The following is a 26,304-nucleotide window of genomic DNA, read 5'->3' as shown; positions in this document are numbered from 1 at the left end:
TTTGAAAGTATCCGCCACCTCTTATTGTCGTAACACTGTCTCAATTTTGAATAAGAGTAATGGTTTGCATTAACACTCACTATTTTAAAGAAGCATAACCATCAATGTCGCGTAGCCCAAATATAGTAGCCAGTTAACCAATGTACATCAAACATAGTGGTTTTCTCGATATCGAGTAGATCAGATGATAGAGCCTTGATTTAAAGCTATTTACTCAATGTTCTGTCTAAAGGAAATAAGTGCGATTATGTCCAGTATTCCATCTCCTATGCCGCCAACATCACCGACATTACCAAGGTCATCAAAACCCAATACTCATTATCAAGACAATTCTATTATTGACGGTCTGGTATTGCCGCTGGAGGGTCATTGTTTTCATTGCGGTGATCCCTTGCCGCAGCCGCCGTTTCATACCGATATATTAGGTAAATCGCGTGAGATGTGTTGTATGGGCTGCCAGTTAGCTTCGCAAAGTATCGTGGAAGCGGGGCTTGAGCAATATTATCTTGATCGCTCGGAGATTAACCGTACGGCAAGCTTACCCGTTCAGATGACCCGCCTTGAAGCTTATGATCATGATGAAATAAAATCACAGTTTGTCTACGCCCAAGACGGTATGTCGGTAGCAGAGTTGTCTGTCAATAATTTGCGTTGCACCGCTTGTACGTGGTTGATTGAATCGCGGCTTGATGAGTTGGATGGCATCAGTAAATGTCAGGTTAATTTGACCAATCAACGCATGCGTGTAATTTGGGATGAGACCAAGCTACCGATTAGCCGGATTCTTGCGGTTATCAATGAAATTGGCTATGAAGCCAAGCCTTATCGGCAAGATACCCACGAAGCCATGCTAGCACGTCATAACAACCAAATGCTAATAAGGCTTGGTATCGCGGCACTCGGCTCAATGCAAGCGATGATGTATGCCGTGGCAATTTATTTCGGTGAATATAGCGATATGCTGATATTTCAGCGCGATTTTTTGCGCTGGGTGTCTTTATTCGTCAGTACGCCAGTATTCTTTTATGCCGGTGTACCATTTTTTACGTCAGCATGGTCAGCGATTCGTGCTCGCCAAGTCAATATGGACGTGCCCGTTAGTATTGCCTTGATTGTCACATTTTTCGCCAGTCTATTTGCCACTATTACTGGGCAAGGGGAGACTTATTATGACTCAGTTAGTATGTTTATTTTCTTCTTGCTGGCAGGTCGTTATATTGAGCACAATGCGCGCCTAAAAGCGGCAACTATGGCAAACGATTTGGTGGTAGTTGAGCCAGTATTGGTACAGAAAATTGCTGAAAACAAAGACTCTACTGCAAGTATTTTGCAATTATTAGAACAAAATAGCGTTCAGAAAAATGCGCTTAAACAAGAAAGCGAAGAGTCTGTTAATAAGCTTGATGATAGAGCTGTTAATGGGGCTGTTACCGTAGTTGGTAATGAGGTAAATAGTCAAAACACAGTGAGCGCTACGCCTAATTTTACGCAAAGTATGGATGCTAATGTCTATCAGTTAACATCACGTATTGCTCAAGAATGGCAGCAGACTCGTCAGCAACGATTAACTGTCTCAAATACAAACGATGAGGCAAAAGAAAAGCAGATGGTGACCGCTCATAGCTTGCAAGTGGGCGACATCATCATGGTTGAGGCAGGTTCTGAGATTATCAGTGATGGTATCTTGCTCAGCTCAACCGCCACAGTTTCTCAAAGCCTACTGACAGGTGAAGGTGATTTAATCACTAAGACCCAAGGCGATTATATCGTTGGCGGTGCACAAAACGACAGCCAACCATTTGAGATGTTGGTCACAGCGTTACCAGAAGACAGCCAAATCGGTTTGATTGACAGGCTAATGAATCGGGCAATGAGTGAAAAGCCAAAACTTGCACAGCAAGCAGATAAGCTAGCACGTTGGTTTGTGGCGCGTATTTTAGTATTGTCTGTCTTGGTATTTATTGGCTGGTATATTGTGGATCCAAGCCAAGCGATTTGGGCAACGGTGGCGGTATTGGTCGCGACATGTCCTTGTGCGCTGTCTTTAGCGACACCAATTGCACTTACCGTATCGACCAATAGATTGGCTAGTTATGGCTTTTTGACGACGCGCGGGCATACCCTACAAACGCTTGCTGAAATTACCCATGTGGCATTTGATAAAACGGGAACCTTGACCTATGGTAAACCCAATTTATTAAACATTAAGCTACTTACTGATACAAGTGTCATCACAAAGGCAGATGAGCAAAGAGACAATGTATTAGCCATTGCGGCAGCGTTAGAGGTGGGCAGTCGTCATCCTATTGCTCATGCGCTACTGACCGCCGCATATCAACTGCATCTGCCAGCGACACAAGCTTTACAGCATTATCCAGCAGGTGGCGTGGAAGCAATGATGGATGATGTGCTATATCGTATTGGTCATGTAGATTTTGCTTTAGACAAAATGAATAATGTTGCCAATGCAGATAACGACTTAATGATTGATCTAGTTGCCGAGCGCGCCAGCTCAGCGGTAGTCTTATCTTGTCAAAAGGATGAATCAGCAAGCTGGCAAGCACTGGCATGTTTTTATTTTAATGATAAGGTACGTGATAGTGCTCAATCTATGCTGGATAGCTTGAAAGCATTAGGTATCGAGCCTGTCATGCTCACAGGTGACCCAAGTCCGCAAGCCTTGGTCATGGCTGAAAATTTGGGTATGCAGTCTGCGTATAACGGTCTGTCACCAATGGACAAGGTCAAACATATTCAACAGCTACAAGCTCAAGGTGCAGTAATATTGATGGTTGGTGATGGTATTAATGATGCGCCAGTATTGGCAGCGGCAGACGTTTCAACCTCGATTGCCGGTGCAGCAGATTTGGCGCAAGTATCTAGTGACAGTATTATCCTAAACGGACAAATTGAAGCTATTATTGCAGCGAAACGTATCGCTGATAAAACCAAGCGCATTATCAAACAAAACTTGCGCTGGGCACTTATTTATAATGGCAGTGTTTTGATACCAGCAGCTTTGGGTTATGTGCCACCTTGGCTCGCTGCCATCGGCATGTCATTAAGCTCGTTATTTGTGGTATTGAATGCCCTGCGTCTAAAGCGTGCTTAATTTAAACCAGCTTAAACTCATTTAAAAAAATCTCTGAAGATTACCCACAAAAAACCGCCTTTATAAAAGACGGTTTTTTTATTTCAATGACTATCGAACAGCTATTTGACTAATCTTGTAGATAGCTTAATAGACGCATAAATTCGATATACATCCACACTAGCGTTGCAAGAAGACCAATACTGAATAACCATTCGTAGTCTTCTGACACACCCATTGCCACACCACGCTCAATATTATCAAAATCTAATAACAGTGTAAAAGAGGCGATAACAATTACAAATAAGCTAAAGCCAATAGCGATAGGACCGCCTTCAAACAAGAAAGGCAAGCTTGAACCAAATGCTAAAGAAAGTACCCACTGCGCCACATAAACTAGCATGATAGCGATCAAGGCTGAGGTGACGATTGAGCGGAACTTTTCAGTCACTTTAACCAAGCCTGAGCGATATAGCCCTAGCATAACCGCCGCTGTTACAAACGTTGCACACATTGCAGTGACTGGTACACTTGGGTACATTCTCATGAAAAACAGGGAAATACCACCTAAGAATATACCTTCCAAAAGTGCATATGGGACGGCAAGCGTCTTAGCTTTTTGCGGTTTAAAAGTGATAAAAATAGCAAGACCAAAGGCAGCAAACATACTACCAAAAGCCGCCATCGTGATAAAACCTTGTGATAAACCTGCCATCAACGCATAAAAGAAAAATCCAATACCAGTAATCGCCGATAAGCCAAGCAATAAACTGGTTTTTTGAATCACGCCCTTCACTGTCATCGGCGCACCGCCGACGGCAAGCTCTGCGCGACTGACAATAGGATTGGCCATAAAGTTGTCCTCAATAAAATATAAATAATAGTTATGTCAGCTACTTTAGCAAAATCGCCATTATTGTCAACGGTGTTTGCGTGACAGTGTACAAGGCTTTGCGCAACTATTGAGTCGATTTTGCTCCTATACACAGCGATATCAAATAGCTAAATACATACGCCCGAAACAGCGCATGTTGGCTTTTATATGGGGTCAATTACGACCGTTAACAACGATAATTGAGAAACAGGCTAGTCTAATCGCCTATTTCTCGTTATCATTGCTCTGTAATTTATCATCATGCCGAGTCGTTTTATGGAAACCTCAGCGCAGTCCGCAAGATTGCCGCACTTACATGAATCAGAGCTGTTCCACGCTATCAAAAATCCAGCTTTTCGCCGTATTGGCTTGATGGGACGTGCTGGAAAGCGCAGTGTAACCCAAAGTCTTGGGCAGATTGCCCAGATAATTAACGATATGAACCTTACGTTGATTATGGATGTGCAAACTGCTAACTTGCCCACTCTGAATCTCACTGATATTGAGAGGGTCAAAATTGTTAAGCGTAGCCTTATCGGCGAGATTTGTGATTTGGTCATTGTGGTTGGCGGTGATGGTTCTATACTCCATGCTGCCGAAGCACTAGCGCGCTATCGTGTACCTGTCTTGGGGGTTAACCGTGGTCGCCTTGGTTTTTTAGCCGATGTCAAACCTGATGAAGCGGCGTTTAAATTGCGCCAAGTACTGATGGGCGATTATCAGTTAGACCATAGATTTTTACTCACGATGGAGATTCGTGAAGGTCGTAAGATTATTCATGAAGACATGGCACTCAATGATATCGTGTTGCACGCTGGTAAGTCTGTCCATATGATTGATTTTCAGATGAAAATCGATGGGCATGATGTTTATCGGCAGCACAGTGATGGTCTCATCGTAGCGACACCGACGGGCTCGACAGCTTATGCGCTCTCTGGTGGTGGTCCTATTATACATCCAAGCATGGATGCCATATGTTTGGTGCCTATGCACCCGCACACGCTGTCAAGTCGCCCTATTGTGGTCAGTGGCACCAGCGAGATTTGTATTCGTATTCATGAGGACAACCGCACCCAACCGATGGTCAGTGCTGACGGTAAACCAAGCACGCCGCTTGAACAAGAGCAGCGTCTATATATTCGTAAGCATCCGGACAAATTAACCTTGCTACATCCGCCAGGGTTTGACTTTTATGAAGCGTGCCGGACGAAGTTACACTGGAATGTGCATGCTGAGGAATTCAGTCTCGACGCTGATGATGATATCATGGACGATGAATAAGCGTCTTTATTAGACAAAAATGTGATATAAAAAATAGTAGTGGAGAGTAGGCACGATGGACAAACAAACGATATTAGCAAGCCTAACACCTGAAGTGGTCGATAAATTTCGTATGGCAATTGAGCTTGGCAAATGGCAAGACGGTCGTAAGCTGACTGCTGAGCAGCGCGAGACCTGTATGCAAGCCGTGATGGTATGGGAACATGAACATCTGGCGCCTGCTGAGCGAACTGGCTATATTCATAAGCCGGTCAGAGAAGATGGTTCGGTCGTTGGGGCTGAATGTGATGTTGAACATGAACATCATTATCCCAATATGCCAAATCCGAAAGGCGCGGTACAGCCCGTGAAGTTTCGTGATAAATAGACTTACTATGTAAATGCACTGATAAAAAATGAAGCATAAAAAAAGCCACGCTATCATCATAGTGTGGCTTTTTTATAATCGTCAATCATAAACCATTAAAGCGTGCTGGTATCTACGCTAGGGCGCAGTGTTAATGGATTCTTCTCCATTAAAAAACCTTGCCAGCCCCAATGTAAAAAATTGCGAATATTGGGATGATCAACTCCTTTAGGCGTCGCTTGAACTGTTTGGTAATGCTCACCAAACAACTTTAGCGTATCTAATTGATTTAAGCCGTGATGCTTTGCAAAACCAAAAATCTTGGCGCTGCCTTCGTTTTCACCAGCAGCATTATGTGCCATGCCATTCACAAAAGGCGCTGGCGCATAACGATAAAAATCATCAATAAAACTGATGACATCATTGAATCCAATGGCTTTTTTATTCAAACCATTAAGTAGAGCCGATACATCTGATTGGCGGATACTCATAAATAAATGACCTCAAAGCTGTTAAAAAGCCAAAACTAGCATGCTTGATACAAGCTTAATGATTATTGATAGTTGGATATGAAGCTAACAGGTTAGCGATTAAAATAGTCTTCATCATCGAATGAAGGCGCAAAGCTGCCTTGCTCAAGATGCTGCATTTGCGACTGTACCGTGCGCTCATGTTGAATGCGCTGATAAATCTCTTCGCGGTGTACGGCAATATCTTTTGGCGCATCAACGCCGATACGTACTTGATTGCCTTTGACACCTAGGACAGTCACACTGACCTCGTCGCCAATCATTAGCGTTTCGCCCACGCGGCGTGTCAAAATTAACATGCGTCACACTCCTTATGTCGCATCAACAGATTATTACTCATCAGATTGCGTCTCAATTACAGGACATTATCGCTGCACAAAATAGGCAGCTGTTATAAAATAAATATCATAAACATTGTTTTATAAATCTTACCCAAAATAGGATGCTAATAGCGATAATGATAGATAAATTCATTTAGCCCAAATGAAACCCTCATTATAGGGGGCATAACAGATACTGTCACGGGTTTTCACAAAACTATTGGTTTTATAATAACCTCAGAAATAATAAAAAAAGAAAATAGGGTCTTAATAAGACCCTATTTAATTAAGCATTAAGCATTATTGAAAATAATAAATCGCAGTTTATTGAACAAATATTAAAGCCTATTATTTTTATACGGCTTTAGTAAAGTGTTTATACGCTCATTCTTATAAACCAGCGATTTTGCTTTCACCGTCTTCACGATCAAGACCAAAGGCCGTATGCAGTGATCTTACCGCTTTTTCCAGATACTGCTCTTGGATAAGAACAGATACCTTGATTTCACTGGTCGATATCATTTGAATATTGATGTTGTTTTCCGCAAGGGTTTGGAACATAAGACTAGCAACACCTGCGTGCGAGCGCATGCCGACGCCGACTAATGAGACTTTAACCACTTCATCATTGGCCAATATTTCTTTAGCACCGATTTCATCTTTGACTTCGCTTTCTAGTACTTTCATGGTTTTTTCCATGTCCGTACGATTAACGGTAAAAGTAAAATCAGTCATACCATTGGTAGATAGGTTTTGCACGATCATATCAATTTCGATATTGGCGCGGCCAATAGGGCTGAGGATAGCAGAAGCAATGCCAGGGTGATCAGGGACACCGCGTACGACGATTTTTGCTTCGTCTCGATTAAAAGCGATACCTGAGATGATTGCCTGTTCCATATTGTCTCCTTCGTCTATCGTAATTAGGGTGCCGACATTGTCTTGAAATTCTTGGTCGAAGCTACCATCGTTGTTTTCATCAAAGCTAGATAATACGCGCAGCGGTACGCCGTATTTGCCAGCAAATTCTACTGAGCGAATCTGTAAAATCTTAGAGCCAAGACTTGCCATCTCAAGCATTTCTTCAAAAGTAATCTTTTCAAGTTTTTTGGCTTTTGAGGTGACGCGCGGGTCAGTGGTATAGACGCCATCAACATCAGTATAGATTTGGCATTCATCCGCGCCTAAAGCCGCGGCAATCGCCACGCCTGTCGTATCAGAGCCGCCGCGCCCTAATGTCGTCGCATTGCCTTCTTCATCGATACCTTGGAAGCCTGCGACAATAACGACGTTGCCGGCATCTAGCTGCTCACGGATGTTTTTGTCATCGATACTTTCGATACGCGCTTTATTGTGAGCATTATCGGTTTTAATAGCGACTTGACGACCGGTAAATGAACGTGCACCGATACCCAACTCTTTAATCGCCATGGCAAGCAGTGAGATAGACACCTGCTCGCCGGTTGAGACCATTTGGTCATATTCGCGAGGATCGGGCTGGCTACTGATTTGGCGTGCTAAATCAATCAAACGGTTGGTTTCACCGCTCATGGCAGACACGACAACGACCACTTGATGACCATTGTCATGCCAGCGTTTGACTCGTTTGGCGACGTTTTTGATGCGGTCGATACTGCCCATCGAGGTGCCGCCATATTTTTGTACTATTAACGCCATAAAAATCTACCTATTATTCACCAATGGTTATCTGTTATTGAGAGACATCAATTCGTCATGGCACTGTCTAAATTAAGTGCTAGATTGATTTTAATAACGATAAAGCCAGATTATAAGAACTGCGCCCTTTGTTTTACTTTTTGATGGTTTACTGTCTTATTATGCCAATAGACTTCATACGCTGAAATAAGTCTAAGCGTTGACCTTTATATCATATTCGAGCCGTAACTTTAAGTATCAGTAGACATTAGATACATGGCGATTGGTTATAACCGTTATAACCAATCGCGTATCTTATCTCTGATTTAGTACAATATTGCTCAGCTTAAGGTATTAGCCAAGCTGGTCCGCAATCCAAGCAGGTAGGGCATTGACAACCGCACTAGTATTGGCAGCTTTTGGCGCGCCGCCTTGAGCATAGTCAGGTTTACCACCACCTTTACCACCAAGCTCACTTGCCAAATGACGAATGATGTCACCGGCTTTTACTCTCGCAGTTACAGACTTTGCCACACTGGCGGCTAGTGCTAACTGCCCATCTTTATCACCAATCAATACAATCACACTATCTGGTAGTTTTGATTTGATATCGTCCATTAGCGTACGGATAGATTTACCATCGATACCGCTTAATGTACTGATAAGTACTGGCGTACCAGCGATGGTTTGCACGTCATCAAGCAAGTTTGCGGCTTGGGCGCTGGCGATTTTTTGCTCTAAACGCTCTAGTTGTTTCTCAAGTTCGCGCTGCTTATCCGCCATGGTACGCACGCGCTGTGCAACCTCTGGACGTTTTACTTTTAGCTGACTGGCAAGCTCGCTCAGCTGCTGCTCACTTTGCTGGATATTTTTAATCGCATTCATGCCAGTGACGGCTTCAATACGGCGGATGCCAGCCGCAATACCTGATTCACTGGTAATTTTTAACACACCAATATCACCGGTACGTTTAACGTGCAAACCACCACAAAGCTCAATAGAGAAGGGCTTACGTTGACCATCGACGATACTGTCACTGCCCATGGTTAAGACGCGAACGTCACTGCCATATTTTTCGCCAAACAATGCCATTGCACCTTGTTTCATCGCTTCGTCGATGGACATATTCTCGATGCGAGCAGGGGTGTTGGCTTGAATTTGCTCATTGACTAAGCGTTCGATACGCGTAATTTCAGCAGTGCTGACGGGCTTGTCATAGGAGAAATCAAAACGCAATACTTCGCTTGATACTAGCGAGCCTTTTTGCGTAACTTCATCACCCAATACTTCTCTTAATGCAGCATGTAAGAGATGCGTGGCAGAGTGGTTTTTGGCACTGGCCGCACGGATGCTAGAGAGTACTTGTGCTTCAGCGGTTTGCTTAGTGCTAATGTCACCCATGGTCACGACACCATAGTGAATGATGGCTTGACCAGATTTTTTGGTGTCTTGCACTTCAAAAACGCCAGTCGCGGTGCGGATTTCGCCAAGCTCACCAACCTGACCACCACCTTCAGCATAAAACGGTGTACGGTCAAGGACGACTACGCCTTCCATACCTTCAGTTAAGCTATTGGCTGGATTGCCATCTTGATACAGCGCATCAATCATTACGCCTTCTTCTTCAAGCTGCTCATAACCGATAAAGGTGGTTGGGTTCTCTACTTGAATGACACTGCTATAATCAACGTCGAACTTGCCTGCATCACGCGCGCGTTCACGCTGTGCTTGCATATGTTCATCAAACTCCGCTTCATCAATTACGATACCGCGCTCACGGGTGATATCAGCGGTCAAGTCAACGGGGAAGCCATAGGTATCATATAGCTTAAATGCCGCTTCGCCAGAGAGGGTGTCACCATCTTGTAAGCCTTCAAGTTCGCTGGCAAGCAGGCGTAAACCTTGTGCTAAGGTTTTAGCAAATTGCGCTTCTTCTTTTTGAATGGCGTTTTCAATGACGCTTTGTTTGTCTTTTAGCTCAGGATAGGCAGTGCCCATCTCAGCGACAAGCGGTGCGACCATTCTATAAAAGAAATCGCTATCGGCACCAAGCTTATTACCGTGGCGTACCGCACGACGAATGATACGGCGTAGCACATAACCGCGACCTTCATTACTTGGAGTGACACCATCAGCAATCAAAAATGAAACAGCGCGAATATGGTCAGCAATGACTTTTAATGATGACTGTTGCTGATTTTCGATACCTAAAATATCAGCGGCAGCATCCATCAGATGAACAAATAAATCTATCTCATAGTTGCCATGTACGCCTTGCATGATGGCACTGATACGCTCAAGTCCCATGCCGGTGTCAACACTTGGGGCTGGTAGCGGCAGCATAGTACCGTCTTTTTGACGATTAAACTGCATAAAGACGCAGTTCCAAATCTCAATATAGCGGTCGCCGTCTTCTTCAGGCGTACCCGGTAAACCGCCTTCGATATCAGCGCCATGGTCATAAAAGACTTCGGTACAAGGACCGCAAGGACCGGTATCGCCCATCGTCCAAAAGTTGTCTGAGGCGTAAGGCGCGCCTTTATTATCACCAATACGGATAATGCGCTCGCTTGGGATACCGATGTCTTTATGCCAAATATCAAAGGCTTCGTCATCAGTCTCATAAATGGTCACATACAAGCGATTTTTATCGATTGCTAGCCATTCGTCCGAGGTCAAAAATTCCCAAATATAACCAATACCGGCTTGCTTAAAGTAATCGCCAAAAGAGAAATTACCAAGCATTTCAAAAAATGTATGATGGCGCGCCGTATAGCCGACGTTATCCAAATCATTATGCTTGCCACCAGCACGTACGCACTTTTGCGAGGTTACCGCACGCGTATAATCACGCGGCTCCATACCCAAAAAGGTCTCTTTAAACTGATTCATGCCGGCATTGGTAAATAGCAATGTCGGGTCATTATGCGGAATCAAACTCGATGAGGCGACGGGGGTATGCTGCTTGCTTATGAAAAAATCGATAAAAGCTTGACGAATATCGGCTGAGCGAAATGGCTGGCTCACAGCGGCTCCTTACTGACGGATGTATTTAGTAGAATAAGTAAAATAATTTTGCAAGCGATTTTAGCACAAACGTGCCAAAGGTGTTGAAGATTCCTAAGTAAATACATGGTAAACCCTACTCATTTTTTGCTATAAACCAGACAATTTTATTTAGATTGTCAGTCGAATATTTCAATAGTAAGGATAAACAAGCACGTAGTCATAGGTCTTCCTGAATAAAATTAGACCAGTACAAAGGGTGGAAAACTTTTAAATAAAAGGCGGTTTGGGGTTAGTAAAAACACTTATTATAAATCAATACTTATAATAAGGTTATTAATAGTAATTACTTACTATGATTGGGCTGAGCATAAATAATAAAAGACTTACTATTAGTGTGGATATAGTGTATAAAGTAGTTATACCCATAATAAAAGTAAGGAATAAGTTATGAACTGGCCACTTTTTTCTGTTGTCTATTCAATGGCAGCAACTGTCATCATCGGTCTCTTTATGATCGGCGCTTTGGTCATGGGTTTTAACCAGATTCCGCATATTCAAATAGCAGTCGCTATCGGTTTCTTAGTTTCTATTCCCACAGCATTATTTTTCACCAAAAAAATTGGCAACATTACAGGTAATGAAGAGGGTTACAAAGCATAGTTCGTGGTAAAAAAGATCGTAGTATCATTCAATCGAGCATTTTATATATGCTATTCATTTTATTTATTACATTGAAAATTTTGGTACTGAATCTTTTGGAATATAATAAAAAAGACCTTGATACGATGATCAAGGTCTTTTTTATTGCGTACTATCTATTGAACTATTTTAGCTCAACGGTTGCACCATTTTCGATATTGGCATAGACCTCTAAAACGTCCCAGTTAGTCAAACGCACACAGCCTGCTGATGCTTGGCGACTGATACCTTCTGGCTTAGGTGAGCCATGTAAACCGTAAGAAGGTTTAGATAAGCCCATCCATACGACACCTACGGGACTGTTCGGTCCTGGTGGTAACATATGTACTTTTTTATCTGCGCCTTCACCAACAGTTGCTTTATACCACGGCATTTTTACTTTATTAACGATTTTAAAGGTGCCCTGTGGTGATGGCGTGCTGTCACTACCGACAGTTGTAGGATAGGTTGCAACCAGCTTATCATCATTATAAGCATAAAGGGTTTTATCGGCTTTATTGGCGACGACACGATTGATACGCTGCTTAAGCGGAGCACGCGTATTTAACACAGTAATGGTTTCACCCGCTTTATATTGTTTGTTTTTATTTAACTTGTCTAAATAACGCACATCCATATGAAAGCGCTCACCAAACATCTCTTTGATATCTTGATAATACAAGCCTTTCATTTTTGACTTGGCTTCTGAGTCTGCAGGCATAGTAGCAAAATTGGTATTCACATCATCTTCAGTGATGGTATAGGTCACTAAAACTGGCTTGTTAGCTGGAATATTTTTATTTAAAGCATCCCATGTTTTTTGATCCATCTTACCGTTTGCTGGCAAGCCTTGCATGGTTTGAAAGTTGATCAGTGCTTTTTTACTGTTCATGCCCCAGCCGCCATCAATAGCACCCGGAGACGCATGATTCCAATCGAGCAGCGCCTGCATTTTGATAGTCATAGCTGAGTTAACTTTCATACTCGGTGTCCATGTGGCACCGTTTACTTGTTTGGCATAATTAGACAAATTCAGCGTGGTATGTTTTTTACCATCAACATCGGCGATACTTTTGATAGAAGTATCCGTTGCACTATCAGCCATGGCAGAGCTAGGTGCTGATACCGCTTGACCTTCGCTAATATCGTCACTGTCTGATTGCTCATCCTTACGAGTCAATTCCTCTACGGTCATATTGTCAGCGATAACCGCGACCGATGCTTTCACTTCAGCGTCCTGCTTGGCATCAATCAGCTGGGTCATACGGTCCGCTGATTTGGCTTTATTCGTATCTAGCTTTACGGTCGTACTAGAGTCGACGACTGAGCTACTACGGCTTTCTTGCACATTCAGACTGACTTTTTTCGCAATACTAGGAAGCGAGTCAGCTGTGCGTACAGGTAAAGTGCGTGTACCATCAGTAGGTGCAGCAATAGCACTCATACTAACAACAGCGATAGATATAGCGGTGATAAGAGGTTTTATTTTCATCATATTTATATACTTGTGGTGGCTGCTAATGAGGCTATTATGCGCATAATTTGAATGCTTCGCAAACTTTTGACACATATTTTTTCGTTTAAGACTTGCCAAACGTTAACAGTTGACGTATTCACTACAATTAAGCAAGAGTTGAGTCAGGCTAGGGCTGCCTTTTCCACTCAATTAACAGTTACCACAATACATTATGAGCTTTAAGGTAGTGATATATGGCTATGCTAAATTACCCTTTTTGACCGTTCTGTTAAAGTCATGCGCTACTTAATTGTAAACACTGATGGAGATTTTGTTGAAGTAAAAAACACAGTCATTGGCGCATCATCTTGTTTCCGTCTATAATGTAGAACGAGATTTTTATTTAATAAATTGGCTGTTCAGTGAAATCATTGAAAGCGATTTAACCCATCCGCATGTAGTCAGTGAGCATGTAATCAGCAAGGTGCGATATGTCAGAAGACCAAGTAATGAGCGCAGAAGAATTTCAAAATCAATACTTTAATGATGATGAGTCACAAGGTATCAATGATGATATGGAATACGATTTAGAGACAGGGCTGGTCGGTGAGCACGATGAATTTGCGACTTTGCGTGCGGAGCTTGAAGAGGCACGTGAGCAACTGGTCACTATTCGTGACTTTATTCGTTTTTCAGTGACGCAATTACGCAACTATGATGTGGTTGTCGCCCAAGGCACCACCGATGAGTTTGCCGAAGCATCTGCGATTGTATTGCATTCTTTGTCTTTGGATTGGTCTGCCAATGATCAGATTCTGGACTGTCGTTTGACCACTTCAGAGAAGCAATTGGTTCTAAGCTTGTTAGAAGAGCGTATCGCTGAGCGTAAGCCATTAAGCTATTTGATTAATCTGTCTTATTTCTGTGATTTGCCGTTCTATGTCGATGAGCGCGTATTGATTCCTCGCTCACCTATTGCTGAATTGATTCGTCAGCAGTTCCATCCATATTTTGAAGTGAGTGAGCTGGCAAAACCAATAGGCGTAAGTGTCAATAATCAAGCGCCAGCTTTTTATGATCATGGCTTAGAAATTAAACAGCTATCACAGCCTGAGCGTATTTTAGATTTATGTACCGGTTCTGGCTGTATTGCTATCGCGCTGGCGACTCGCTTTGTCGATGCACTGGTTGATGCTGTAGATATTGATAAAGGCGCGCTAGAAGTCGCGATGGTCAACGTCGATCATCATGACCTTGGTCATCAAGTCAATGTAATTGAGTCTGACTTATTTGCCAAAATCCCTGCCGAAAATCAATATGAACTGATTGTAACCAATCCTCCTTATGTTGATGCCGCTATCATGGCAGATTTGCCACCAGAGTTTTTATATGAGCCTGAGCATGCACTCGCTGCTGGTCAAGATGGTTTGGACTTGGTACATCGTATCTTGTTTGAAGCGCCAGATTATCTTAGCCCAGAAGGTTTGCTAGTCTGTGAAGTGGGCGATAGCGAGTGGGCGTTAAAACAAGCTTATCCTGAGATTCAGTTTGATTGGCTAAGGTTTGCTCATGGCGGTCATGGCATCTTTGCGATTACCTATGATGAGCTTATGAGCTATCGCTCATTATTCGCTAATTATGTACAGTTACTAGATAGCAATCAATAAATCACGATTGATACTATAATTCAAACAGTCAAAAATCGACTTCATTTGTTTAAGGATAAATATGGCAGGCAACAGTATTGGGCAGGTCTTTACCGTCACCACCTGCGGTGAGTCGCATGGCGCAGGTTTATTGGCAATCGTCGATGGCGTGCCACCTGGTTTAGCCTTATCCGAAGCCGACTTGCAAATAGATTTGGATCGCCGTAAACCGGGTACTTCTAAGTACTCGACCCAGCGACGCGAGTCTGATGAAGTCGAGATTATCTCTGGCGTTTTTGAAGGTAAAACGACAGGTACTTCTATCGGTCTACTGATTCGTAATACCAATCAAAAATCTAAAGACTATGGTGAAATTAAAGATACCTTTCGGCCTGGTCATGCCGATTATACTTATAGTATGAAGTATGGCTTTCGTGACTATCGTGGCGGTGGTCGATCATCGGCGCGTGAGACTGCCATGCGTGTCGCTGCTGGCGCTATCGCCAAGAAATACTTGCTAGAGCGCTTAGGTGTGCAAATCCGTGGTCATGTGACCCAAATTGGTAATGAGTACAGTAATGTCCTAAACCCAAGCACAATCGATTGGGATTTTGTGAATAGTAATCCGTTTTTTTGTGCGGATGCCGATGCTGTCAGTCGCTTTGAGACCTTGATAGATAGTTTACGCCGTGAAGGTACGAGCTGTGGTGCCCGTCTTGAGATTATTGCAAGCGGTGTACCAGTTGGACTTGGTGAGCCTGTCTTTGACCGTTTAGATGCCGATATTGCCCATGCCATGATGAGTATTAATGCTGTTAAAGGTGTTGAGATTGGTGATGGCATGGCAGTGGCAGGACAATTTGGGCATAGCTCTCGTGATGAAATGACACCCGATGGTTTTACCGCCAATCATGCAGGCGGCATCTTGGGTGGTATCTCATCAGGACAAGATATCCGTGTCAGTATTGCACTGAAGCCAACCTCTAGTATTACTACGGCTGGCAAGAGTATCAATACAGAGGGGGAGGCGATTGAGATGCTGACAAAAGGTCGTCATGATCCTTGCGTTGGTGTACGTGCAACACCTATCGCCGAAGCTATGTTAGCGATTGTGTTACTGGATCATTATCTGCGTCATCGTGGTCAAAATGCCGATATTAAGCAACCAGTCCAATCGATTACTTAAGGTCCTTATGTCTTTATAACATGAGTAAGGTTGACCCTTTACATTATTTTAAACCTTTACAGTTGGCATAGTAACTGACCGTTGCTGGCCAATCTGAGAAGATGCCTTTCACTCCAACTTCTTGCGCCAGCACATCAATGACATTCATGATGTCGCCATCATTATTAATGGCGTCGCTAAGCCCACCATAATACCAGCCACCACCACTTTTTAATGGCCCTGACCGTTCAAGCGACCACGTGAGAATGTCGAGGCCATTGGCTTTGGCTTGCAGGGCATATGCCGACGGTAGCAGCTTGCCATTACCATCGCTGGTGACCAATAGCCAAGTTGCGGGGGCAATGATATTAACGCCGCGCGCTTTCAGCTCAGCCAATGAATGCTTCCACGTCGTTGGGTCGTTTTTATCAAATATTTTACCCGCCGCGCTCTCGTTGCTATCATCGATGAGGTAGACGGCATTGGTGGCATAGTTCGGTTCGTTATTAATCCAATAGTCAATATCTGCAAGATTGAACGACTGCGGATATACATCGCTGGCGGGCACGCCTGCAACTTTATAAGTGTCAATTAGCTGTTGACGATAAGTATCTAAACTATAGCCATTGAATGGCATAGTAACCACGGGTTCTTTGAGCTCAGGTGTATGCTTCATGCCCAAGCTACTGGCAAGTGCTATATGCTCTTTTAATGTCAATACCTCACCATTTTGTGAATACAAATCGGTGCGCCATGGGGCAGTTGCATTCATGTAGGCACTAATACTGGTGGCTTTTGGATTAGCGGCGTCCATTTTTCCCGTTAAGCTTTTAAAATCCCTGACGCTAATATCTGAAGTGCGACATTCAATATCGGCGGCGTTGGTGAGAGTTCCATTAGCATCTATTATAGGTGGGACACTACATTGATTCGCTAATGGTGTGGCGACAATATTGGTCGTGGTATGCAGATCGTTTTGGGCATGGCGACATACCAGCTCACCATCATTAGTAAAAGCCACATCACACTCTAAAATGCCTGCACCCATTTGTGCTGACGCTACATAACCGTCATAAGTATGCTCAGGAAATTGTAGAGGCGCGCCGCGATGGGCGAGAGAGAAATCTGTCTTGCTAGGTGTTTGACCCTTACATGCCAGTAACTCATCTTTTAGCGGGCTGTCATCCATATCGTTGACCAGATAAAATGGTCGAACGCCATAGGTATAAGCTAGCGACTGTATAGGTTCAATCGTTGGCGGTAGAGTAGGTGGTACGATCGCTGATGAACCGTCATCTTCATTACAGCCTATTAATAAAAAAGTGCTGATAATGGCTAAAGGTAAAGTAAAACCTTGGCGTCTGAATCTATTCAGCACTGCGTTATGCAGCTGCGCCCGCTCATTCGCTGAATTTTTTGAAATTGTCATGTAAACTATCCTCATAAATGTGCATAAATCATCATTACTAATTTTATGGTTACTGACTTAGTTCCTAAAATATAGGGCTATGTTTAAGGAATGATGACAACCAAAGTAATTTTGTAATATTAATTTTGTTTAAATTTTGACTCTCATTAAGGATAATTAATGAATAAGTATTTAGATGCCGTTATTGTCGAGCACAATCCCTCACAGAAAAAAATAGATAGAGCTGTCCTTTGGCTGCATGGCTTGGGTGCTAGTGGTCATGACTTTGAGCCAGTCGTACCGCAGCTCGGCTTAGCGGATGGAATGGCAGTGCGGTTTATCTTTCCGCATGCACCCAACCGCCCAGTGACGGTCAATGGCGGTATGGTCATGCCCGCATGGTATGACATCTTGGAGATGAGCCTTGAGCGCAAAGTTGATATTGCGCAGATTGAAGAGTCCGCACAACAAATCCATGACTTGATTGCTCGTGAAATCGAGCGCGGTGTGAAACCTGAGCATATTGTGATTGCAGGATTTTCGCAGGGCGGGGCAGTGGCGTATCATGTGGCACTCGGTTACCCACAGCGCTTGGCTGGCTTGATGGCGCTTTCTACCTACTTTGCAACCAACGACAGCGTTCGCTATAGTGCTGCCAACACAGATATGCCCATTTTGATTGAGCATGGTACGCATGATCCAGTTGTTCCCGTTATACTAGGCGAACAAGCAAAGCAGTTATTATCAGAGAAAGGATATAGTGTTGCTTATCATACCTATCCTATGGCACATCAGGTATGTATGCCGCAGATTCAAAATATCGGTAAATGGTTAAATACCATACTGGCTTAGATGGTTGAGCTGTAACGTAATGTAATACAGAGCTCTAATAGGTTGCAAGCAGCCGTATATATGCTATATAATCATCGACCTTATTGGGGATGTTCTGGCTTCGACGCTGGTGATGAAACTCAATGATGCATGTCGAGAGTATATGTCCTCTCGTTAATCAAACATATATTGTTATAGTCGCAAACGACGAAAATTACGCTCTAGCAGCTTAAACCCTGTTTACTTGGTTGCTGATCATCTACAGTTGGTCAACTAAGTTGAAGCGTCCGCATGTAGAAGCGCCACAAGTGATTGTCTCAATTGCTTGGGTTTAAAAGTAGAGAATCGGCTAATCCATCCTGACTGTCGGATCGGTGCAGACTAAAATTAAAGACAGAAACTAAACATGTAGATTCATGAGCGTAATGCTGGCGGACGCGGGTTCAACTCCCGCCATCTCCACCAAACAACGATAAAGGGCTGACCGTCATAGACTGTTAGCCCTTTATTTTGGGCGTTTTTCAGGTATTGAGAGGTATAGCGTCCTATATAGTAGGCTATACATTAGACGATTAAGTTGTTCTTAACCTATAAAATATACCCATTCTAATCATCTGGTCAAAAACTAAGATTTTTTCATCTTAGACTCGCGTTTTTCTTGTCGCTCTTGAAGTTTTGATAACTTGTCTATAAACATAGTAATTTGAGAAGTATTCATTAGGTAAGGATTAAATTCATTGCTGGCTGAGTATTTCAGAACATACTCTTTATTCTGATCATTAGCCGTTAAATATTTCATTGACCATTTATTCCAATGCCGTTCCTCAATTTCACGGCACTCAATAATTTGCAAAGAAAAATGTCGCTTATCCTCAATCAATTTTTTTAACAGATTGTTAATAACTGGTCTTGCGCCCTCAATAACTTGGAGAAAATAGTTTTCATTAATTACTAATGCGCCAGTAATACCATTGCGCTCATTATTACGCTGCGCCTGCTCAAGAATACGTGCTACTTCGATATTTGAATTTTCGGTGTTATAGCGGCTAACATAAGTTAGACGCAGGATAATATGCTCGCCATGATGACTATTTAAATTGTTTTTATCGGAAAGCTCATTCAGCTTTAGCTCCATAATGTACTCCAGCTTATGAAAGATTGTTTTTATTTGACGGTTCATCGTCATTATTTAATATAAGAGTTTTAACTGTAGCTAAAAAACTTGTATGAAACAAGCAGGTTGAATAAGGACTTGTGTTATCTAATGGCTATCATTAGCTAGTGCTTTCTAAATAAATAAAGTGATGCTATTTCAATCGATTAATAATTTAGAGGATATAATCTATGTCTATTCATGGAACACGTAACGACAAAGAATACGATAGTATTAAAGCGCTTGGTGGCTTTTATGCCTAAATTTCTCATTAGAATTACAGCATAATCTGCTGATAGTAGAGGTAAGAAGTAGCTACAGAAAGTTAATGATATACAATAAGAAAAAGGCTTCCAATTTCTTGGAAGCCTTTCAATATAATGGTACCCGGAGCCGGACTTGAACCGGCACGCTATTACTAGCGAGGGATTTTAAATCCCTTGTGTCTACCAATTTCACCACCCGGGCAAAACTTGTATTATCTAATAAGTAAGCTTTCTACTTGTTAGATAGTGGTCGCTATTATAAGCATTTACATTAATAAAGCAAGCTAAAATTAATATAAATCCTAATAAATTTTTAACCTAATAAATTGGAGGCTGAGGTCGGAATCGAACCGGCGTTAACGGAGTTGCAGTCCGCTGCATGACCACTCTGCCACCCAGCCAATCAAGGACGCCTATATTAGCAAATATAATTTAAATTACAAGCCCTTTTTGATATAAAGACCGATTATTTATCAGGTTAGGCGTATTTAGCGTTATATCACGATAAATCTTAGCCTCAATTAAGCCGCTAAACGATACTTTTATTGTTATTTACGGCCTTTTTTACATCTCTATAAGTCGCAGTACAAATAAGTATCAGTACACCCAGCGTGATTGCTGGCCAGATTAAGATATAAAGCCCATAAAAAAACGTGGTTTCCATATTAACTCCTTTATTTTAGGTATTAAAAATGAATGATGAATACATCAAGCCATTAAAAAATTCATCAAAACGTCGATAAGATATAAATCTAGTTTTGAACGTTGGTGGTCGGCGGTATGTTGGGTTTATGGTCATAGTCGCCAACGCGCTGTTTAATAAGGTCAAAGTCAAAATGCTCGTTGCTCATGAGGCTGATAATGACGCAGACGATTGTACTGGCACCATAAGCGGTCAGTGATGCAAGCAGCACCATATATTGACGTAAGAAACCAGTGGCAAATATCAGCATCAGTATCAGTGTGAGAGCGGCAGCTGCCACAGCCATTTTTCGACCTAAAAAGCCAAATACCATGAGTCCAATCACCACAGCAGCACCAACACTTGCCAATACTTCAAAAAATAGCGCCGTAACGCCAATGATAGGTATGAGCTCAAAGCGAGCGATACAGAATAATAATAATCCGACGATGACGGCTGAGGTAAAGGCAGTGTTTGTCACGCGATTCCAGAACACACTGGCAATCACTGGGAATACAATCGCACCCCATAACGCACCGACGAAAACCAGCATCACGAGAATATCAAGCTTAAAGCTGGCAAAAATCAATCCGGCAGCCGTAGCGACAATCATGGTTCCCCGACCGACAAGCATCATGGTTTTTGGGTTTACGCCGCCTTTTTTGGCAATATTCTTGCCATAAATGTCAGCCATCATAATTGTAGATAGTGCTGATAAATCTGAATCAGCTGTTGAGGACAGGGCACCAATAACCAAGATAAAGAATAAGGCGATGAATACCGGATGTAGATACGTGCTGACCATTTGCGGAATCAAATTATTCATATTGCCATTGAGCGGCTCAATACCTATGGTTAATGCCATAAGTCCAATCATGCCGAGACCAATTACAATACCGGCATAGCCGACAGTAGCAGTAATAAAGGTTGCTTTAATTTTGCTTTTATCAATGGCAAATAGACGTTGGGTAATGGTTTGATTGCCGATGGCATAAGCCAATACTGCGACAAAATAGGGCGCACCTTGCTGAAAAAAGGCTTCAGATGAAAAGAAGTCTTGTTGCTGCAAGGTTAGATTTGAAAGTCCGCTTACCATGGCAGAAGGACCACCCATGGAAAACAGTACCGCTGGGATAATGATGACACCAATCGCCATTAACGCGACCAATTGGGCAAAATCGGTGAACACTGAAGCACGAAATCCAGAAGTTAAGGTATAGCTTAGCACTCCGACGCCGGCGATAATTACCCCTGTTTGGAATGACAAAGGTGATAATACTGATACCAATGCGCCAGCAGCGGTGAAATTGACCATCAAGCTAATTAAGCTGCCCATAAGGTTAGATATGGCTAAAATTAATTGACTTGATGAGCCATGGCGGGCGTGAATAAGTTCACCCAAGGTATGTCCATTAGGGGCAAGTTCACGAAATCGCATCCCAAAAGGGTATATGAATAAAATCATCAAGGCACCCCAAAAACCATAATGTAACGGTCCTGAGACGCCATATTTATAGCCGGATGTGGCAGCTGCATAAAATGACGCTGCCCAGATCCAAGTAGCGGTCATACTGGCAGCACCCATACCAAAACCGACGTTGTGACCGGCGACCATAAAACCTGAGGTCGTCTCCTTATCTTTTTTTATTAATAAAGACAGCAGATAAGTACCACCATAAAATGCCAGTAATAGCAAAATGATGGTTAATGCTGAAAATTGGAACAATGACTCAGTTTTCAAATTCCTACCTCGCAATTGTTATAAGTAAAATGTAGATTAAAACGTATTCTCCCAGACTATCAGGTATGCAAAAACGACCTATTCAGCCTATAGGTCAATTATCGGTAGCACGCAACGAGATGAACCGTCACAAAAAAAATCGAAAGCGGATGGCTTTTGCCTCTATATGACTTCATCATAAATTATGAAGGATATGTCAAAAATCATAGGGACAACGCTCGATATGCGTCTGTAAATGGCTGAACCATTACGCTACGAATGATGCATACGTGATATAGCTGGCTGCTGATAAAGGCTTGTACAAGCATCTATAGCAATAATACGGATGAGCGGTAAGTCGCAACTGCTTGACTTATGCTAGGTTTAGATAGCGTGTATCAGATATATATAACCATGGATCGAGTATTGTTTTACTCAATCTATGGTCTAATACACATAATCCGTAATCGTGATGGCAGGTGATAAATGTCTAAGCATTTAACCTGACATACGTAGCATTGATAATTAAAACTACAGTAATGTTAAATATTAGTAACATGTTTGTGCCTTAAGACTAACCTATTCTGCTATCAATCACAAATTTTATGGTTAATTATTATAAATAATGATATATAAATTTGATCATTGAAAAGTGTGTTCGACAGATGAGGGAGATATTAAAAAACAAAGTTTGATGGAAGTGGTTAGACAAAGAATGTGTTCAAACATTAGAGTAGAAGAGGGTCTATGTATTTTAAGAGTCGGCATAACCTGCGTAGTAAGTCACGCGGTTATCACGTAAAAATCCTGCTAGGCCTAAGCCATAACGCTCGGCAACACGTACCGCGGTACTGGTCGGTGCAGACATACCAATCAGCCAAGGTATACGACTACGAATGGATTTTTGTACCAGCTCAATCGATAAACGCGAAGTCATTAGCACATAGTCAACCTCTACCTTATGATGCAGCTGCCATCCTATGAGCTTATCGAGAGCGTTATGGCGCCCCACGTCCTCAAATAGGTACAGCTGCTGCTCATATAGGGTTGCAGCAGCATGGACAGCACCTGTGAGCTGATGGGTGTGCTGGGCTACATTGATTTGTGCCTGCATACTCAGTAAATCGTCAAGATTAGGCATCGCTCTACTAAGCAATAGCTTGTTTATCTGATATTTACTTAGATCGGGTAGTGCCTGCGTTAAACCCGTTATGCCGCACATACCGCATCCTGTGCGTCCTGCTAGTTGGCGTTTTTGCGCTTGAATACGTTGATGACAGCGCTGGTTTAAGACTAGCTCGACCACGTATATATCATAGTCTTGCAGTTGCTCTGAGAGCTGATCCAAGCTTATAAGCTCATCAGTCACATTAGAATTAAGAGAGTGTTTATTAGAAGAATTTTGAATAAAAGAATCAGGAGTAAAATCTTGATAACTTTCATCGTCTGTCAATTGAGTAATATCCCAATCTAGTAATTCATGATTATGCTGAATCAATCCTTCACTATATAAAAAGCCGATGGCAAGATATTCGAGCTGATAAGGACTTGCCATCAAGACAGCGTAATGAATGCCATTAATTACAATGGCTACAGCTGCCTCAACAGCCAACATTCCTGACTTGGTATCAATATCCAGCGGCGCCTTCTTAGCAGCATCTAAAAATGTATCTGATGCATAGCTGTGTTTATATGCCACATGTAGCCGTGATAATGGCGCATCTTTCTTAAAGCTATCTTCTGCCGCCAAGTGAGGTTTGTTTGCCATTGTGAGTGCTTATTAGCCTGTGTTATTAATAAAATAAAAGTCCTGGTGCCGAGACACCCATCATACGGCAGTTGCCATACTGCTTTGTTCAACACACTTCAATACCACGGTAACAGACTTATAAGCAGGTGTTCTAGATTCCGGCGCATGACTGTCCAAATCAAGGAGGTCATTACATTCAGGATAATAGGTTGCCACTGCATTCGCTGCAATATCCATCTCTGTCAGTATTAAAGGCCCTAACGTGCGCTCAGCATTTTGACTGTCTTGACGCGATACCATGATTTGATCGCCTTTTTGCCAACCTAAGCGACTGATTTCATCTGGATGCATAAAGAGCACATCACGACGATCAGTCTGTCGGTAGCGATCTTGGAAGCCGAATATCATGGTGTTAAATTGGTCATGACTACGGACACTCGTCAGTTGCCAGACGTTTTGCTCAGCGGACTGGTTCATATCAAAGGTTTGATTGTCTACTGAATTATTTTGATAATCGGATTTCGTTTGTGCCATTTGCGCGGCAACGTAGGTAATCGGGTATTGCGGCACTTCAAACTGTGCTTTGCCACTATCCGTATTCCAAATCCGATGACGCGCCGCATGATACAAGTGAAAACTACGCTCAGCAGCACGAATACGCTGATTGAAATCCTCAAATCCTTCAATCGCTTGCGCAATATAATCACGAATAACATCAAAATCCGTACTCATCGCTTGCCAAAGGATTGAGGATTCAGATCCAAGTACATGAGTTGCCATATCTGCAACGATTTGCGCTTCGGATTTTAGCGTGTTACTGATAGGCTCAAGGCGTCCTCTGGTCGCCACAACTTGACACATTGAGTCCTCAATGGTGGCAAACTGCTCACCTTTATCAGTGATGAGGCGCTCGGTACGACCGATGCAAGGCAGGATAAGGTTGTTTTTACCAGGATATAGCATGGTTTCGTTAAGCTTGGTTGCGACAAAGACATTTAACTGGGTAGTAGTCAGCGCCGCTTGAATCGCACTTTTATCTGGCGCGGCAACCGCATAGTTGCCACCCATACTAACAAAGGCTTTGATGCCGCCTTTTATTAGTGCCTTTGCACCGGCGATGACATCAAGACCATCTTCTTGTGGCATCGGCTGCTTAAAAACGCGCTCAAGACTATCAAGCAAGCTCTGCTTAGGGCGTTCATGAATACCCATGGTACGATCACCCTGCACGTTTGAGTGTCCACGTACAGGCGATGCGCCTGCACCATCAATACCAATCATACCCATCAACAATAGCAAGTTAGTAATCATGGCAACATTATCCTCGCCTTGTACATGCTGAGTGATGCCCATGCCCCATGTGCAAATCGTTGCTGGACTCTCAGCAACCAACTTTGCGAGCATAATAATCTCTGCTTTACTAATGCCACAGCCAAGCTCTACATCCGTCCAAGATTGCTGACGTAACCAAGCATCCAGAGCGTCATAGCCTGAGGTATGCTGCTCAATAAAACCACTGTTTATCTTACCGTTTTTGGTGACCCATTTGGCCATGCCGGTTAATAAAGCCGCATCGCCACCGATTTGTATTTGGATAACCTCATCGACCATCTCATCACTTTGACCTGCTGCCATATGGGAGGGTTTTTGCGGATTTCTAAACTTGCTTAGACCTTGTTCGCGCATGGGGTTAATAGAAATAATGCGGCAGCCTTGCTTATGCGTGTGCGCTAGCATCTCAAGCATACGTGGGTGATTGGTTGCAGGATTTTGCCCAAACATTAAAATCAATTTAGCCTGCTCAAAATCTTCCAATATTATGGTTGCTTTGCCGATGCCTAGCTGCTTACCTAGCATCACTGACGTTGGCTCATGACACATGTTTGAGCAATCAGGCAAGTTATTGGTGCCAAAACAGCGCACAAATAGTTGAAACATAAAAGCAGGTTCGTTGGTTACCCGTCCTGAGGTATAAAACAGTGCTTCATCTGGCGAATCAAGCTGTTTTAATTGGTCAGCGATAATCTCATAAGCCGCTTCCCAAGAAATCGGCAGATAGCGGTCTTGAGTAGCATCATAATAGAGTGGTTCTGATAAGCGTCCACTGTGTTCAAGCTCATAGCCTGACCAGCCTTGTAGCGCTGTGACTGTATTATTAGCAAAAAAAGCCGCGTCTGCTCGTCTATTCATCGTTTCACTGGCGATGACTTTGATACCGTTTTCACAGACATCTATGGCCTTATTTGACTTGTGATCCGGCCATGCGCAGCCCGGACAATCAAAGCCGTCCTTTGGCTGATTGCTATGTAAGACGCTGATACTGCCGCGCAAAAAAGCCTTGTAATCCATTAAGGTACGCGTAGAGGCAATCAGTGCAGGCCAGCCCGCTGCAGGGTGTATATAAACAGGAATTTTGCGCATGATAAACCTTATAAGCGAATG

The 26,304-nt window shown here is 42.9% G+C and carries 18 protein-coding genes, 2 tRNA genes, 1 other RNA gene and 1 pseudogene; 8 read left to right on the top strand and 14 right to left on the bottom strand.

Annotated elements, in window-relative coordinates; translation table 11 throughout:
* Positions 1–247 precede the first annotated feature (247 nt).
* Entirely contained in the window at positions 248–3,112 is a 2,865-nt protein-coding gene (locus PSYCG_RS08130) for a heavy metal translocating P-type ATPase (RefSeq protein ID WP_041772275.1), read from the top strand.
* 109 nt (positions 3,113–3,221) lie between these two features.
* Here PSYCG_RS08130 and PSYCG_RS08125 read toward each other — a convergent pair whose 3' ends face one another.
* Positions 3,222–3,944, bottom strand: coding sequence for a Bax inhibitor-1/YccA family membrane protein (locus PSYCG_RS08125; protein WP_020443748.1), 723 nt, complete (start codon positions 3,942–3,944; stop codon positions 3,222–3,224).
* Between the two features lie 297 nt (positions 3,945–4,241).
* Between PSYCG_RS08125 and PSYCG_RS08120 the strand changes: the two genes are divergently transcribed.
* Together PSYCG_RS08120 and PSYCG_RS08115 are read left to right on the top strand one after the other, a co-directional pair.
* Positions 4,242–5,246, top strand: coding sequence for an NAD(+) kinase (locus tag PSYCG_RS08120; protein ID WP_020443747.1), 1,005 nt, complete (start codon positions 4,242–4,244; stop codon positions 5,244–5,246).
* Between the two features lie 55 nt (positions 5,247–5,301).
* Positions 5,302–5,613: a YeaC family protein gene (locus tag PSYCG_RS08115; protein WP_011513968.1), complete on the top strand. Its 312-nt coding sequence runs from the start codon at positions 5,302–5,304 to the stop codon at positions 5,611–5,613.
* A gap of 95 nt (positions 5,614–5,708) precedes the next feature.
* Here the strand turns inward: PSYCG_RS08115 and PSYCG_RS08110 are convergent, their stop codons facing one another.
* The 4 genes and pseudogenes from PSYCG_RS08110 to alaS form a co-directional block, all read right to left on the bottom strand.
* Positions 5,709–6,083: a HopJ type III effector protein gene (locus PSYCG_RS08110; RefSeq protein ID WP_011513967.1), complete on the bottom strand. Its 375-nt coding sequence runs from the start codon at positions 6,081–6,083 to the stop codon at positions 5,709–5,711.
* A gap of 170 nt (positions 6,084–6,253) precedes the next feature.
* Positions 6,254–6,421: pseudogene (csrA, locus tag PSYCG_RS08105) on the bottom strand (carbon storage regulator CsrA); the annotation flags it as partial.
* Positions 6,422–6,832: 411 nt separating this feature from the next.
* Entirely contained in the window at positions 6,833–8,119 is a 1,287-nt protein-coding gene (locus tag PSYCG_RS08100) for an aspartate kinase (protein WP_011513965.1), read from the bottom strand.
* Between the two features lie 333 nt (positions 8,120–8,452).
* A complete protein-coding gene (gene alaS / locus PSYCG_RS08095; protein ID WP_020443746.1) occupies positions 8,453–11,125 on the bottom strand; it encodes an alanine--tRNA ligase in 2,673 nt (890 codons plus the stop codon).
* 429 nt (positions 11,126–11,554) lie between these two features.
* Here alaS and PSYCG_RS08090 point away from each other — a divergent pair, with 429 nt between their 5' ends.
* Positions 11,555–11,767 carry a hypothetical protein gene (locus PSYCG_RS08090; RefSeq protein WP_020443745.1) on the top strand — a complete coding sequence of 71 codons (213 nt, stop codon included), beginning with the start codon at positions 11,555–11,557 and terminating at the stop codon, positions 11,765–11,767.
* 163 nt (positions 11,768–11,930) lie between these two features.
* Here the strand turns inward: PSYCG_RS08090 and PSYCG_RS08085 are convergent, their stop codons facing one another.
* Positions 11,931–13,355: a L,D-transpeptidase family protein gene (locus PSYCG_RS08085; RefSeq protein ID WP_020443744.1), complete on the bottom strand. Its 1,425-nt coding sequence runs from the start codon at positions 13,353–13,355 to the stop codon at positions 11,931–11,933.
* 377 nt (positions 13,356–13,732) lie between these two features.
* Here PSYCG_RS08085 and prmB point away from each other — a divergent pair, with 377 nt between their 5' ends.
* Together prmB and aroC are read left to right on the top strand one after the other, a co-directional pair.
* Positions 13,733–14,908, top strand: coding sequence for a 50S ribosomal protein L3 N(5)-glutamine methyltransferase (prmB, locus tag PSYCG_RS08080; protein ID WP_011513962.1), 1,176 nt, complete (start codon positions 13,733–13,735; stop codon positions 14,906–14,908).
* Positions 14,909–14,969: 61 nt separating this feature from the next.
* On the top strand, positions 14,970–16,073 hold the full coding sequence (gene aroC, locus PSYCG_RS08075) for a chorismate synthase (RefSeq protein WP_020443743.1): 1,104 nt from the start codon (positions 14,970–14,972) through the stop codon (positions 16,071–16,073).
* 43 nt (positions 16,074–16,116) lie between these two features.
* Here aroC and PSYCG_RS08070 read toward each other — a convergent pair whose 3' ends face one another.
* Positions 16,117–17,481, bottom strand: coding sequence for a glycerophosphodiester phosphodiesterase family protein (locus tag PSYCG_RS08070; protein ID WP_020443742.1), 1,365 nt, complete (start codon positions 17,479–17,481; stop codon positions 16,117–16,119).
* Positions 17,482–17,640: 159 nt separating this feature from the next.
* Between PSYCG_RS08070 and PSYCG_RS08065 the strand changes: the two genes are divergently transcribed.
* Positions 17,641–18,312 carry an alpha/beta hydrolase gene (locus PSYCG_RS08065; protein WP_020443741.1) on the top strand — a complete coding sequence of 224 codons (672 nt, stop codon included), beginning with the start codon at positions 17,641–17,643 and terminating at the stop codon, positions 18,310–18,312.
* An 85-nt stretch (positions 18,313–18,397) separates the two neighbouring features.
* Positions 18,398–18,756: a transfer-messenger RNA gene (ssrA, locus tag PSYCG_RS13235) on the top strand.
* Positions 18,757–18,916: 160 nt separating this feature from the next.
* Here ssrA and PSYCG_RS08060 read toward each other — a convergent pair.
* The 7 genes from PSYCG_RS08060 to PSYCG_RS08035 form a co-directional block, all read right to left on the bottom strand.
* A complete protein-coding gene (locus PSYCG_RS08060; RefSeq protein WP_227500734.1) occupies positions 18,917–19,471 on the bottom strand; it encodes a BLUF domain-containing protein in 555 nt (184 codons plus the stop codon).
* A gap of 354 nt (positions 19,472–19,825) precedes the next feature.
* Positions 19,826–19,912 (bottom strand) — tRNA-Leu (locus PSYCG_RS08055).
* A 125-nt stretch (positions 19,913–20,037) separates the two neighbouring features.
* A tRNA-Cys gene (locus PSYCG_RS08050) sits at positions 20,038–20,111 on the bottom strand.
* A gap of 128 nt (positions 20,112–20,239) precedes the next feature.
* Complete coding sequence (locus PSYCG_RS13760) at positions 20,240–20,374, bottom strand: putative transporter small subunit (protein WP_020443739.1); 135 nt, start codon at positions 20,372–20,374, stop codon at positions 20,240–20,242.
* Positions 20,375–20,462: 88 nt separating this feature from the next.
* Entirely contained in the window at positions 20,463–22,118 is a 1,656-nt protein-coding gene (locus PSYCG_RS08045) for a sodium:solute symporter family protein (RefSeq protein WP_201765229.1), read from the bottom strand.
* 748 nt (positions 22,119–22,866) lie between these two features.
* Complete coding sequence (locus PSYCG_RS08040; protein ID WP_020443737.1) at positions 22,867–23,880, bottom strand: formate dehydrogenase accessory sulfurtransferase FdhD; 1,014 nt, start codon at positions 23,878–23,880, stop codon at positions 22,867–22,869.
* Positions 23,881–23,940: 60 nt separating this feature from the next.
* A complete protein-coding gene (locus PSYCG_RS08035) occupies positions 23,941–26,283 on the bottom strand; it encodes an FdhF/YdeP family oxidoreductase (protein ID WP_020443736.1) in 2,343 nt (780 codons plus the stop codon).
* Positions 26,284–26,304: the final 21 nt, after the last annotated feature.

This window comes from Psychrobacter sp. G (assembly GCF_000418305.1).
GTDB classification, from domain to species: Bacteria; Pseudomonadota; Gammaproteobacteria; order Pseudomonadales; family Moraxellaceae; genus Psychrobacter; species Psychrobacter cryohalolentis.
The sequence above is the reverse complement of the archived record's forward strand: the minus strand, read 5'-3'. Positions and strand labels throughout refer to the sequence as shown.